Source organism: Streptomyces sp. NBC_00285 (genome assembly GCF_036174265.1).
Lineage (GTDB): Bacteria > Actinomycetota > Actinomycetes > Streptomycetales > Streptomycetaceae > Streptomyces.
Genome location: NZ_CP108055.1, coordinates 3,078,199 through 3,090,360, shown reverse-complemented (window position 1 = coordinate 3,090,360; position 12,162 = coordinate 3,078,199). Strand labels below are relative to the sequence as shown.

12 protein-coding genes are annotated in these 12,162 nt (G+C 70.7%); 6 read left to right on the top strand and 6 right to left on the bottom strand.

The features are described 5' to 3' along the window. Positions 1-14: 14 nt before the first annotated feature. Positions 15-434 carry a hypothetical protein gene (locus OHT57_RS14260; RefSeq protein ID WP_328746752.1) on the top strand — a complete coding sequence of 140 codons (420 nt, stop codon included), beginning with the start codon at positions 15-17 and terminating at the stop codon, positions 432-434. A gap of 81 nt (positions 435-515) precedes the next feature. Here the strand turns inward: OHT57_RS14260 and OHT57_RS14255 are convergent, their stop codons facing one another. The 3 genes from OHT57_RS14255 to OHT57_RS14245 form a co-directional block, all read right to left on the bottom strand. Then, entirely contained in the window at positions 516-2,102 is a 1,587-nt protein-coding gene (locus OHT57_RS14255; RefSeq protein ID WP_328746751.1) for a DUF1996 domain-containing protein, read from the bottom strand. Between the two features lie 182 nt (positions 2,103-2,284). Further along, a complete protein-coding gene (locus OHT57_RS14250) occupies positions 2,285-2,938 on the bottom strand; it encodes a response regulator transcription factor (protein ID WP_328746750.1) in 654 nt (217 codons plus the stop codon). Next, positions 2,929-4,194 carry a sensor histidine kinase gene (locus tag OHT57_RS14245; protein WP_328746749.1) on the bottom strand — a complete coding sequence of 422 codons (1,266 nt, stop codon included), beginning with the start codon at positions 4,192-4,194 and terminating at the stop codon, positions 2,929-2,931. Before OHT57_RS14245 ends, OHT57_RS14250 begins: the two co-directional genes overlap by 10 nt. 320 nt (positions 4,195-4,514) lie before the next feature. On the opposite strand from OHT57_RS14245, the gene glnII reads away from it, so the two are divergent. The 3 genes from glnII (at position 4,515) to OHT57_RS14230 (ending at position 7,577) form a co-directional block, all read left to right on the top strand. Beyond that, positions 4,515-5,543 carry a glutamine synthetase gene (gene glnII, locus OHT57_RS14240; RefSeq protein ID WP_328746748.1) on the top strand — a complete coding sequence of 343 codons (1,029 nt, stop codon included), beginning with the start codon at positions 4,515-4,517 and terminating at the stop codon, positions 5,541-5,543. A gap of 371 nt (positions 5,544-5,914) precedes the next feature. Continuing rightward, positions 5,915-6,490 (top strand): winged helix-turn-helix domain-containing protein, encoded by a 576-nt coding sequence (locus OHT57_RS14235; protein ID WP_328746747.1) that lies wholly within the window; start codon positions 5,915-5,917, stop codon positions 6,488-6,490. 61 nt (positions 6,491-6,551) lie between these two features. Then, positions 6,552-7,577, top strand: a complete 1,026-nt coding sequence (locus OHT57_RS14230; RefSeq protein WP_328746746.1) for an SDR family oxidoreductase — start codon at positions 6,552-6,554, stop codon at positions 7,575-7,577. Positions 7,578-7,738: 161 nt separating this feature from the next. Here OHT57_RS14230 and OHT57_RS14225 read toward each other — a convergent pair whose 3' ends face one another. Both OHT57_RS14225 and OHT57_RS14220 read right to left on the bottom strand, forming a co-directional pair. Next, complete coding sequence (locus OHT57_RS14225) at positions 7,739-8,407, bottom strand: hypothetical protein (protein ID WP_328746745.1); 669 nt, start codon at positions 8,405-8,407, stop codon at positions 7,739-7,741. Between the two features lie 107 nt (positions 8,408-8,514). Continuing rightward, complete coding sequence (locus tag OHT57_RS14220; RefSeq protein ID WP_328746744.1) at positions 8,515-8,877, bottom strand: arsenate reductase family protein; 363 nt, start codon at positions 8,875-8,877, stop codon at positions 8,515-8,517. Positions 8,878-9,040: 163 nt separating this feature from the next. Here OHT57_RS14220 and OHT57_RS14215 point away from each other — a divergent pair, with 163 nt between their 5' ends. Next, positions 9,041-9,355: a hypothetical protein gene (locus OHT57_RS14215; protein WP_328746743.1), complete on the top strand. Its 315-nt coding sequence runs from the start codon at positions 9,041-9,043 to the stop codon at positions 9,353-9,355. A 44-nt stretch (positions 9,356-9,399) separates the two neighbouring features. On the opposite strand, the gene OHT57_RS14210 is transcribed toward OHT57_RS14215, so the two are convergent. Next, complete coding sequence (locus tag OHT57_RS14210) at positions 9,400-10,599, bottom strand: winged helix DNA-binding domain-containing protein (RefSeq protein ID WP_328746742.1); 1,200 nt, start codon at positions 10,597-10,599, stop codon at positions 9,400-9,402. Positions 10,600-10,801: 202 nt separating this feature from the next. On the opposite strand from OHT57_RS14210, the gene OHT57_RS14205 reads away from it, so the two are divergent. Then, positions 10,802-12,160: a DUF2252 domain-containing protein gene (locus tag OHT57_RS14205; protein ID WP_328746741.1), complete on the top strand. Its 1,359-nt coding sequence runs from the start codon at positions 10,802-10,804 to the stop codon at positions 12,158-12,160. Positions 12,161-12,162: the final 2 nt, after the last annotated feature.

Here is a 12,162-nt window from a genome sequence, read left to right as displayed (position 1 = left end):
GACCGGAGGAACAGATGAGGTTGACCCGACCGATACTCGCGCTGACCGGCGCGGCCGCCGTGCTGGCGCTGGCGGGCTGCGGAACCGGCGGTGACGCGAAGGTCGCAGCGGTGCCCTCCGCGGCCACCGGCAGCCTGGAGCACCTGGCCGCCGAGGTGAAGTGCACGCCCACCATCCAGATCGACGCCGACGAACTGCGCCAGGCCGTGTGCAAGAAGGCGGCGAAGTCCCCCGGCAAGTTCATCCTCGCCACCTTCGCCACCGACCGCGGCCAGCGCGAGTGGATCAACGGGGCCAAGGACTACGGCGGTCACTACCTCGTCGGCCGCAAGTGGGTGGCGGTGGGCGAGACCACCAAGACGGTGACGACGCTGCGCGCCACGCTCGGCGGGGACATCGAGGAGGGCACGGACCACTCGGCGCACACCGGATAGCACCGGATCCGTCCGGACGCGGACATAAGGAAGCCGGCGGTGGGAATCCCACCGCCGGCTTCCTTATGGGCTAGCCCTGGATCACTGGCACTTCTTGCCGGTGTTGATGCAGTTGACCATCTGGTTCATCGTGTTCTGGGAGAAGAAGTTGATGAAGTCGTTGTGGTCGGTCACCGGCTTGTGCAGGTTCTCCGGGAAGCTGTCCACCGCGTACGGGTTGACGACCGTGCCGTTCTGCAGCTTCGGGGCCGGGACGTTGTAGACGAGCCGGACCTGGAGCTGCGGGATCGCCTTGAAGCCGTTGGCGCAGGTGCCGTCGGCCTGGACGAAGGACACGTGGGTGCGGTGGTTGGCGCTGTCGGCGTTCTGACCGTCCCAGCAGCTCTGGAAGTCGGTCGTGCGCACCACCTGGCTGCCCTGGGGGCAGATCGGGTACTTGTCGTGCAGCTGCACCTTGTTCTCGAAGCCGGTGCAGGACCAGTTCACGTTGGCGTTGGCGTTGCCGTTGACGAAGGCCTTGGCGTCACCGGTGATGATGCGAAGGGCGTTCGGCATCGCGACGACGTTGCCCTTCTTGTTGCCGACGAACTTGATCTGCGCCTGGGAGGCCTGCAGGATCTTGCCGACGTTGCCTTCCTTGCCACCGCCGTCGGCGTTCTGGTCGAAGTCCTGCGTGCCGTTCTGCAGACGCAGCACCGGCCAGAAGTACGACGACTTGTCGCCCTGGTTCTGGCAGCTGGTCTGAGCAGCCTCCAGCTCCTGGTCGCTCGCGAACGCGTCGTTGCTCTGGTTGCCGACGTAGTCGTGCAGGTGGTGGGCACCGTTGGCGACACCGGGAGCCACGATCACGTTGTCCGTGTTGTGGTTCTTGTTCGCGTTGGTGCCGCACTTGGTGGTGAAGGAACCTCGCGAGCCCGAGTTGCCGTTCGCGGGGAGGCCGTTCGCACCCACACCGAGCTGGGCGTTGGCCTGGACCTTGGTGATGTCCACGAAGTCGGCCGCGACCGGGCCGTTGCCGCCCTGACCGCCGTTGCCCTGCTGCTGGCCGCCGGCCTGCTGGCCACCGTTCTGCTGCTGGCCACCGTTGTTCTGCTGACCGCCCTGCTGCTGGCCGCCGGCCTGCTGGCCACCGTTCTGCTGCTGGCCGCCGTTGTTCTGCTGACCGCCCGCGTTACCGGCGTTGGTCTGCGCGTTCTGCGTGGTGCAGGCCGCCAACTGGCTGAGCGAGGTGTTGAACTGGCCACCGACACGCTGGACGTCGATGCGGATCCGGTCGATCGTGGCCGCCCGCTTCTCCTTCAGGGGGCCGACGATGGCGTTCTGGACGAAGCCGGCGTCGCCGGCCTGGGCCTGGCGCGTCGAGGCGAGCCGGGCGTAGGCCTCGGTGATCTGCTTGTCCAGATTCGCCAGCTCGGTGGCCACGCCGTTGCGGGCCGCCTGTGGCACATTCGTCAGCTTCTGCCCGACATCGGGGCAGGAGATGGTCGCCACCTGCGCGGCGGCGGCCTTGGTCTGATTCTGGGACCAGCTGTTGCTGTTGTTGGACTCATGCGCCGAGGCGTAGAAGTTCGCCCAGATCAGCCCGCCCCCACCGAGCGCTAGGGCCGCCGAGGCGGCTATGGCCTTGCTGGCCATCGACGACCGGCGTTTACGTGTGTTGCGTCCCATGGAACTCCTCTGACTTCCTTTTCCGGGCCATCGAGGCGCCCGACAGGAGTGAAGCGGCTCCCTCCCTTACGCACGTGGTCCCAAGGGTGTTCAGCCGCCACACAAACAAATCAGAGGTTTGCCGGGCTCCTGGGTGGCAACAGTCCTGTGAGCAGCAGGAGTTACAGAGAATGAGGAACCGGTCACCGATCCCGGTCGAGAAACGCGAGCACCGCCAGAACGCGGCGATTGTCATCGTCCGACACCTCAAGACCCAGTTTGGCGAAGATGTTGGCGGTGTGCTTGGCGATCGCCCGTTCCGTGACGACGAGCTTGCCGGCGATCGCCGCGTTGGTCCGCCCCTGCGCCATGAGTTCCAGTACCTCCCGCTCTCGGGGCGTGATCCGGCTGAGCGGCTGGTCCCCGGCCGTCCGGCGGGCCAGCAACTGCTGGATCACCTGCGGGTCCATCGCCGTACCGCCCGCCGCCACCCGCCGTACCGCCTCCACGAACTGCTCCGCGTCGAAGACCCGGTCCTTGAGCAGGTACCCCACCCCACCGGTGCCGTCGGCGAGCAACTCGCGCGCGTACAACTGCTCCACGTGCTGCGAGAGCACCAGCACCGGCAGCCCGGGCCTGTCCCGGCGGGCGGTCAGCGCGCACTGGAGCCCCTCGTCGGTGTGCGTCGGCGGCAGCCGTACGTCGACCACGGCGACGTCCGGCTCCAGCTCGGCCAGCGCGCGGGCCAGCTCGGGCCCGCTCTCGACGGCCGCGGCGATCTCGAAGCCGTGGGCCTCCAGGAGCCGGACGAGCCCGTCGCGCAGCAGGAAGAGGTCTTCGGCCAGGACTACGCGCAAGGGATCTCCAGGGTGACCATGGTGGGACCGCCCGCGGGTGAGCTGACGGCCAGGACGCCGTCGAATGTACCCAGTCGGCGCTCCACCCCGGCCAGCCCCGAACCGGCCGCGATCAGCGCGCCGCCCCGGCCGTTGTCGGTGACGGAGATCCGCAGCATTCCCTCTGTGTGATGCAGGTCGACCCAGATCCGGTCCGCGCCGGAGTGCTTGACGGCGTTGGTGAGGACCTCGCTGACGGCGAAGTAGGCGGCCGACTCCACGGGCGCTTCGGTCCGGCCGTCGAGCTCCACCGTCACCTCGGTGGCCACCGGAAGCCGGAGTGCCAACGCCCGTACGGCGTCGCCCAGTCCGCGCTCGGCCAGCACCGGCGGGTGGATGCCGCGCACCAGGTCGCGCAGTTCGGTGAGCGCGTCCACGGAGGACTGACGGGCCTGCGCGAGCAGCCGCTTGGCCTGCGCGGGGTCCTTGTCGAGGAGCATCTCGATGGTGCCGAGGTCCATGCCCATGGCGACCAGCCGGGCCTGTGCCCCGTCGTGCAGATCCCGTTCGATGCGGCGCAGTTCGGCCGCGGAGGTGTCCACGGCGTCCCGCCGGGTCTCGGTCAACACCTTCACCCGCTCGGCCAGTTCGGCCTGGCTCGGGGCGAGGACGGCCCGGGTGAGCGCGAAGTGGACGTGCAGCAGGCGGGCGGTGAAGAAGTGGGCGAGGACGAGGAGGACGACGGCCAGGGCGCCGGCGGTCAGCGCGGAGGACTGGTCGTCGACGCGCACGAAGCCGTACCACCAGCCGCCCGTCTCCGACAGCGGCCGCCACAGCCCGGCCGCGACCGCGAAACCCTCCAGCGGGTAGAAGAGCAGCGCCGCGGGCAGCAGTGCCGTCACGAAGCCCGCCGTCATGTCCACCTGCAGCCACCGCAGGTCCCGCCAGGTCGCCGGATCCTGGAGCAGCGCGTACGTCCTCCTCCAGGGGTTGGCGCCCTCGGGCACCGGCCGGTACGCGGACGGGATCCGCACCCCACCCCACTCGGCGGCGAGGACCCGCCGCCAGTCCGCGAAGGCCCGCACGCCCCTCAGCACCCAGGGGGTCGTGAACACCCCGATCCCGACCGGCACGAGCACGATGGACACCACGCTGAGCGTGAAACCGAGCACCGCCCCCGGCAGCGACACCAGCGCCAGCGCCAGCCCCCGCACGGCCGCGAGTCCCATGCCCCGCGCCCTCGTACCCCTGCCGGCGTTCCGCGTCTCGATGGTCATGCGGCCAGTCTGGTCGAGCGGGAGACGGCGGTCACTGGGCCTGGCCGCCCGATCCGGAGGTGGTGCCAGGTACACCCTTTGCATACGAGGCGCACCGGCCGCCGGCGCTGTGTCTCCGTATCGACTTTCCCGGCCGCCGCCGATGCTCACACGGTGAATCGCGCCACAGCACCACCAGGTAACACGGGGTTCACATTCGAGCAATGACCGGGAAATCGCCTGTTGACAGGCTCGCGGGCGTACGAGAGGCGGCGATTCAGTGCCGCAGCGCCGCTGCACCCGCAAGTGCGCCCAGACATACCCCCGAAGGATGTGGCCCCGTGAGCTTCAAGGCTGAGTACATCTGGATCGACGGCACCGAGCCGACGGCCAAGCTGCGTTCGAAGACCAAGATCCTGGCCGACGACGCCAAGGGTGCTGAGCTGGGGATCTGGGGCTTCGACGGGTCCTCCACGAACCAGGCCGAGGGGCACTCCTCGGACCGTGTCCTCAAGCCGGTCTTCACCTGTCCCGACCCGATCCGCGGCGGCGACGACATCCTCGTCCTGTGCGAGGTCCTCAACATCGACATGACGCCGCACGAGTCCAACACCCGTGCCGCGCTGACCGAGGTCGAGGCCAAGTTCGCCTCCCAGGAGCCGATCTTCGGCATCGAGCAGGAGTACACGTTCTTCCAGGACGGCTACCCGCTCGGCTTCCCCAAGGGCGGCTTCCCGGCCCCGCAGGGCGGCTACTACTGCGGTGTCGGCGCGGACGAGATCTTCGGCCGTGACGTCGTCGAGGCGCACCTGGACAACTGCCTGAAGGCCGGCCTCGCGATCTCCGGCATCAACGCCGAGGTCATGCCCGGCCAGTGGGAGTTCCAGGTCGGCCCGGTCTCCCCGCTGGAGGTCTCCGACCACCTGTGGGTGGCCCGCTGGCTGCTCTACCGCACCGCCGAGGACTTCGGCGTCTCCGCCACCCTCGACCCCAAGCCGGTCAAGGGCGACTGGAACGGCGCCGGCGCGCACACCAACTTCTCCACCAGGGCGATGCGCGAGGGCTACGACGCCATCATCACCGCGTGCGAGTCGCTCGGTGAGGGCTCCAAGCCGCTCGACCACGTCAAGCACTACGGCGCCGGCATCGACGACCGTCTGACGGGTCTGCACGAGACCGCCCCGTGGAACGAGTACTCCTACGGCGTCTCCAACCGTGGCGCCTCGGTGCGTATCCCGTGGCAGGTCGAGAAGGACGGCAAGGGCTACATCGAGGACCGCCGCCCCAACGCCAACGTCGACCCGTACCTGGTGACGCGTCTGATCGTCGACACCTGCTGCTCCGCGCTGGAGAAGGCCGGCCAGGTCTGATCCCCGCCGCTGCTTCACGAGGGGCGCCCACCGGTTGCGGTGGGCGCCCCTCCGCATTTCCGAATGCCTGGTGGGGTGAGCCGTATCACGCCGATTTCACGCCAAGGAAGTGTCCAGGCAGTGAGAGGAGACTCCTGCTGCGGGCCGGTGTCTGCTTCAATGAGCTCATGGCCAGCTTCCAGAAGTACACCGCGACGGGTCGCCATGACCTCGAGCCCTTCTGGCCCTCCCGTCAGCACCACGACTTCGACCGGGTGTGTTGCCGCGCGATGAACGCGCCGGCCCTCTAACGCCGTACACCCGGCCTTCGGCCAGCGCGCAGTCGACGTACGTCTCCTGACGACCTTCTCGCGCGAAAGAGCTGACCTCTCATGGCGAACACTCGTTCTCTCTCCACCGCCCCCCTCACCGCCCCGTCCGAGAGCGGCGCACGGCACCGGCTCCGGGCCGTCGGCCCGGACGACGTCCTGAACGTCGCGGACTTCCTCCCACCGGGCGCCACCTGGCTGCCCGCCCCCCAGCACACCCTGCCCGCACTGCCGGGCCGGCCCCCGATGATCGGCTACCTGGTACTCGTCCCGGCCGACCAGCGCCCCGCCTTCCTCCCCGAACCGCCGCAGCCGCTGCCGGCACCGCGGGGCGAGGACACCCTGGCCCCGCTCGTCCGCATCGACACCGTGCAGCGCACCGCCGCGGTGAACGGCACCGAACTCGACCTCACCTACCTGGAGTTCGAGCTCCTCGCCCACCTGGTCCAGCACCCGCACCGGGTGCACACCCGCGACCAGCTGGTCACCACGGTCTGGGGGTACGGCCACGTCGGTGACGGCCGGACCGTCGACGTCCACATCGCCCGGCTGCGCCGCAAGCTGGGCGCGGACTTCCGGGGCGCGATCCAGACCGTGCGCCGGGTCGGCTACAAGTACACCCCGCCGACCGGCGGCTGACCCGTCTGCCGACGGCAGATTCCCGTTCCGTTCCGCGGCCCCACGGGGCACAGTCACCGGTATGAGACTTCTCCTGCTGGGTGGCACCGAGTTCGTCGGCCGGGCCGTCGCCGAGACGGCCCTGGAGCACGGCTGGGACGTGACCGTCTTCCACCGGGGACGGCACGCACCCGTGGCCGGGGTGCGGTCGCTGCACGGCGACCGCACCGAGCCCGACGGACTCACCGCCCTCTCCGGAGGCGGCACCTGGGACCTGGTCGTCGACACCTGGTCGGCGGCGCCCCGCGCGGTCCGGGACACGGCGCGGCTGCTGCGGGACCGCGCCGACCGGTACGCGTACGTGTCGAGCCGCTCGGTGTACGCCTGGCCGCAGCCCCCCGGGTTCGCCGAGGACGCGCCCCTGGTCGAGGGCGCCGAGCCCGACGCGGACGAAACCGACTACGCGCGGGACAAACGGGGCGGCGAACTGGCTGTCCTCGACACCTTCGGCGCGGAGCGCTCCCTGCTCGCACGGGCCGGCCTGATCCTCGGCCCGTACGAGAACATCGGCCGCCTGCCATGGTGGCTCGGCCGTATCGCCCGCGGCGGCCCGGTCCTCGCCCCCGGCCCCCGGGACCTCCCGCTCCAGTACGTCGACGTCCGCGACCTGGCGCAATGGGTGCTGGGGGCCGCCGTGGCCGGTCTGAACGGGCCGTACAACCTGGTCAGCCCGCCGGGCCACACGACCATGGGTGAACTCCTCGACGCATGCGTGGCCGTGACCGGCTCCACCGCCGAACTCCGCTGGACCACCCCGGACATCGTCCTCGGCGAGGGCATCGACCCCTGGACCGAACTCCCGATCTGGGTTCCGCCGGACACGGACCTCCACGACACCCTCCACGCGGGGGACACCTCCCGGGCCGGTGCGGCGGGCCTGCGGTGCCGCCCGGTCACCGAGACCGTGAGCGACACCTGGCGCTGGCTCCAGGAGCTCGGTGGGGTGGCCCCGCAGCGAGCTGACCGGCCGGTGGTCGGGCTCGATCCGGAGAAGGAGGCGAAGGCGTTGGCGCTGACGCTGGGGGAGGGGGAGGCGCGGGTTCCTTAAGGCGTTGCGCGTCGGGTGGCTGCGGGCCGGTGGGGGCTGGTCGCGCAGTTCCCCGCGCCCCTGGGGGGTGGGGGCGGCGCTGGTCACCCTTCGTGGAAACGGCGGTCCTGCTGTTCGTGGCCGCGAACAGCAGGACCGTCACTCACCGGGCGTGGCCGGTGTCACCCCACCTTCTCGATCACGGCCCGGCGGATGAGGAACTTGCCCGGCTCCCGCACCTCTTCGAAGGCCGCGTTGTTGAGCAGGGCACAGCTGCCGGAGACCGAAGTGACCTCCACCGTCGTGGACTTGTTGTTGTCCAGGTTGGTGACCTTCAGTTTCGTACCGGCCGGGAACTGGTTGCTGGACGCGGCGGGCGCACCGGCCTCCCCGGACAGCGTGACCGTCGAGCCGTTGCAGACCTGCTGCCCCGAACCGGCGTTCCCCGTCGAGGGGGCCTGGGACGCGGGAGGGGCCTGAGCGGCGGGTGCCGACGCGGAGGCGGTCTGCGAAGGCTGTTGCTGTGCGGCCTGGGAGTCCTGAGCCGACTCCCCGACCACACAGGTGGACGCCTTCTGCTGGACCTCGATCTGCGCGATCACCGCTTCCCGGTTGGCGATCCGGGCCGCCGACTGCGCGTCGGGAGCGGCCCGTTGGCCCTCGATGAACCGCTGGTTGTTGCCGAGCGCGGTGGCGAGCCCCTGGCAGACGGTGGACTCCGCCGCCGTCTGCGGACTCTGCGCGGCGTTGGAGGTGCCGGCCAGGACGAAGGCCCCACCGCCCGCCACCGCCGCCGCGCTCACCAGCAGCGCGACCTTCTTCTTCGTACCGAGTGTTCTCCTGCGCGACATCCGCGCCTCCTGCGAGGTAGGGGAGCGTACGCCGCCATGTACGAAATACCGAACGAGGTTGCTCAGCCGTCACGGGAGACGTGCGACGTAACCTGCGTCACATCCCGTCATTTCCTGGCCAGGGCGTCCCGTACGGCGTCGTCGGTGCGGGCGACCAGGGCAGAGCCGTCCTCCGCGGTGATGATCGGGCGCTGGATGAGCTTGGGGTGCGCGGCGAGTGCCTTGATCCAGCGGTCGCGTGAACTGCTCTCCCGGGCCCACTCCTTGAGCCCGAGTTCCTTGGCGGCGGCCTCCTGGGTGCGGGTGATGTCCCACGGTTCGAGGCCGAGCCGGCCGAGCACCTCGCGGATCTCGTCCTCGCTCGGGACGTCCTCCAGATAGCGGCGGACGGTGTACTCGGCGCCCTCCGCGTCGAGCACTCCGATCGCGCTGCGGCACTTCGAACAGGCCGGATTGATCCAGATCTCCATGCCGCCAACGGTACGCGAAAACCCGTCCTCCACCTGCGTCACAGCACCCCCGACAGCCTTGTGGCCAGGGGCTTTTGTCAGTGCCGAGAGGTAGAATAGAAGCAGTGTTCGAGGGTGTCGCCGGAGCCCCGGGGGCCGCCCTTACCGCGACAGGAGGATGCCTGTGCCCGCTGCCGCACTGAAGCAGAAGCCGTTGCCGACCCAGTCCACCGCGAAGCACCCCGTGCTGCTCGACCTTCCGTACACGCCTGTGGAGAAGCGCCCGTTGCCGCCGGGCCGCCCCCGCGAGTGGTACGTCACCCACAACCGCCGCCTCAAGGCGATGCGACTCGCGATCGCCCTGCTCGACTGCGGCGTCCTCATGCCGAACCAGGCCCGCAACGAGACGATCCGGGACACCGCCGAGATGATCGGCGTCCACCCGCCGTCGGACACGACGTGCCACATGGTGCGGGCCCTGATGCGGTACGCGCGGTAGCCGTGACGCCGGGCGCCCCTGTGACGGGGCGCCCGCTGTTGCGGTCAGCCGCCGGACTCGGCCAGTTCCCTCTCCAGCGGGTTCCGGAAGCGCGGTGTCACCCGGGTCGAACCGACCCACCCGCGCAGCCGGTCCGCCTGCGCGGCGATCGCCTCTCTCTCCTCACGCCCGATTCCCTCCGGGGCCAGCAGGCGCCAGACGATCTCCCCGTCGGGACGCTGACCCCAACCTCCCACCACCCGCCCGTTCCACCACACCGTCGGACCCACGTTGCCGCTCCCGTCGAACAGTGCGGGCCGCAAGGACGGGGCCAGATACCAGTCCCGCTGCTGCCAGCCCATCGCCGTCGGGTCGAGGCCGGGCAGCAGCGCCGCCCAGGGTTCGGCGGGGCCCGCGACCGGGTCCGCGTCGCCGTCGACGACATAGGCAGGGCCCTCGTCGACGGACACCGTCACCGCGCGGATCGCCGTGAGGGCACGGCGGACGTCGGTCACCTTCCAGCCCGTCCACCACTGCAGGTCGGCCTCCGTGGCGGGACCGCACACGCTGAGCCAGCGCCGCAGCAACCCGGCCTGCGCCTCGGCCACGTCCAGTTCGGGATGCGGCGGTGCCACCGCCCAGCGGAACTGCGTGGAGGTCCAGGAGCCGAGGGGGCGGCCGCGGACCACCTTGCCCTCCACGCCGAGCACCTTCAGCAGCCGGGTCGAGACACTGTGGACGCCCTCGTAGCTCTTCCCGGCCGCGTACACGAACTGCTCCCGCAGCCGCGGCTCCTCCACGCCGAGCTCCGAGGCCGTCGCCTGCCCGCGCCGGGCGAGCGCGGCCAGCGCCGACTCCTCGACCTCCTTCAGCCAGGTCGCGTCCGGGGCACCCGCCTTCGCCATGTCCTTGAGGAGCTTGGCCCGTTCGCGGGCGGCCACCGTGAGTCCGGTGGAGGCGTGCACTACCGCGGTCAGCTCGGCGGGGAACGCGAACACCGTGTGCCGCATGCCGTGCATCCGCACCAGCGACCGGTCCTCGTACAGCGCCCGCTCGGTCTCGGCGACGGTCCCGGCGGAATCCGTGAGCCGCGCGCCGACCGCCAGATACACGGTCGCCGGATCGGACCCGTGCAGGGCGACCAGAGCGGCGGCCACCTCCTCCGGACTCCCCACGCGAGCCCCGCCGGCGAGCTGCTGCCGCAGCCCCAGCCGCCCCCGCCGCTCGGCCACCCCGATGTACCGCACCCCGTCACCCAAGACCATGGGGCCCATCCTGACCCAGGCCACTGACAACGACCCCCTTCAGGGGCCGCGGACCACAGACGAGCTGCCGCGTCCCGGCGGGACACACAGTCACCCGATCGCCGTACCCGGCATGCGTACCTCCCCGCTCCGGCTCTTCACTGCGATCAGGAGGTGCAGGCACCGGGAACCTGGAGGCGGGCGTGACGCAGAGGCAGGGCGCATGAACACCTCCGGCGCGGCCGGCACTCCCACCGCCCGAGCCGACCGCGGCCGTGCCGCCCGCAAACGCGTCGGCCGTTCCGCGCACGCCCTCTGGATCCCGTCCGCGGACCGCCGGGACCCCGTCGCCGTACTGGAACGACAGGGCCGTGACCGTCTGCCGGAACTGCTGCCGATCCGGTACGGCAGGATGTCGGCCTCACCGTTCGCCTTCCTGCGCGGCGCCGCCGCCGTGATGGCCGCCGACCTTGCCGCCCAGCCCCACACCGGCCTCACCGTGCAGCTCTGCGGCGACGCCCACCTGCTCAACTTCGGCCTCTACGCCTCCCCGGAACGCTCCCTCCTCTTCGACCTCAACGACTTCGACGAGACGTTCCCCGGCCCCTTCGAGTGGGACGTCAAACGACTGGCCGCGAGCATCGTCGTGGCCGCCGGGGAGAACGGGCACAGCGAGGCCGAGGCGCACCGGGCGGCCCGGGAGGCGACCACCGCGTACCGCACGTCCATGCGCCAGCTGGCCCGGATGGGCGAGCTGGAGGTCTGGTACGAGACCGTCGACGCCGACAGCCTGCTGCCCCTCGTACGCTCCGGCCGCCATCGCCGCCGCGTCGCGTCCAGCCTCACCCGGGCCCGGCGCCGCACCAGCCTTCAGGCCCTCGGCAAGCTGACGGAGACCGTCGACGGCCGCCACCGCATCATCAGCGACCCGCCGCTCCTCGAACCCGCCGGCACCCTCGACACGGCGGGCCTGCGCAAGCTCTTCAGCGACTACCGCTCCACGCTCTCCGAGGAACGGCGGCTGCTCTTGGACCGCTACCGGTTCGTCGACGCGGCCCGCAAGGTCGTCGGCGTCGGCAGCGTCGGCACCCGCTGCTTCATCGTGCTGCTGTCCGGGCGGGACGCCGACGACCCGCTGTTCCTCCAGATCAAGGAGGCGCGGGCATCCGTACTGGAAGAACACCTCCCGCACGGGCCGTACGTCCATCCCGGACGCCGTGTGGTCGCGGGCCAGCGCCTGCTCCAGGCCGCGAACGACATCTTCCTGGGCTGGATGAGCGGACCCCAGGGCCGCGCGTTCTACTGGCGCCAACTGCGCGACATGAAGGGCTCCGCGGACGTGGCCGGCATGCCCCCGGCCGACCTCACGGCCTACGCCCGTCTGTGCGGGACCACCCTGGCCCGCGCCCACGCCCGTTCCGGCGACCGGATCGCCATCGCCGGATATCTGGGCACCGCCGAAACCTTCGACCACGCGATCGCCGACTTCGCCCTCACCTACGCCACCCGGACGACCAGGGACCACGCGGCCTTGACGGCGGCCATCGCGGCGGGCGTCGTCGGAGCGGCGCCGGGTGAGTAGGC

Coding starts and splice junctions, on each gene's coding strand:
- OHT57_RS14260 (WP_328746752.1), top strand. CDS start 15: ATGAGGTTGACCCGACCGATACTCGCGCTGACCGGCGCGGCCGCCGTG.
- OHT57_RS14255 (WP_328746751.1), bottom strand. CDS start 2,102: ATGGGACGCAACACACGTAAACGCCGGTCGTCGATGGCCAGCAAGGCC.
- OHT57_RS14245 (WP_328746749.1), bottom strand. CDS start 4,194: ATGACCATCGAGACGCGGAACGCCGGCAGGGGTACGAGGGCGCGGGGC.
- OHT57_RS14235 (WP_328746747.1), top strand. CDS start 5,915: ATGGCGAACACTCGTTCTCTCTCCACCGCCCCCCTCACCGCCCCGTCC.
- OHT57_RS14230 (WP_328746746.1), top strand. CDS start 6,552: ATGAGACTTCTCCTGCTGGGTGGCACCGAGTTCGTCGGCCGGGCCGTC.
- OHT57_RS14225 (WP_328746745.1), bottom strand. CDS start 8,407: ATGTCGCGCAGGAGAACACTCGGTACGAAGAAGAAGGTCGCGCTGCTG.
- OHT57_RS14220 (WP_328746744.1), bottom strand. CDS start 8,877: ATGGAGATCTGGATCAATCCGGCCTGTTCGAAGTGCCGCAGCGCGATC.
- OHT57_RS14210 (WP_328746742.1), bottom strand. CDS start 10,599: ATGGTCTTGGGTGACGGGGTGCGGTACATCGGGGTGGCCGAGCGGCGG.
- OHT57_RS14205 (WP_328746741.1), top strand. CDS start 10,802: ATGAACACCTCCGGCGCGGCCGGCACTCCCACCGCCCGAGCCGACCGC.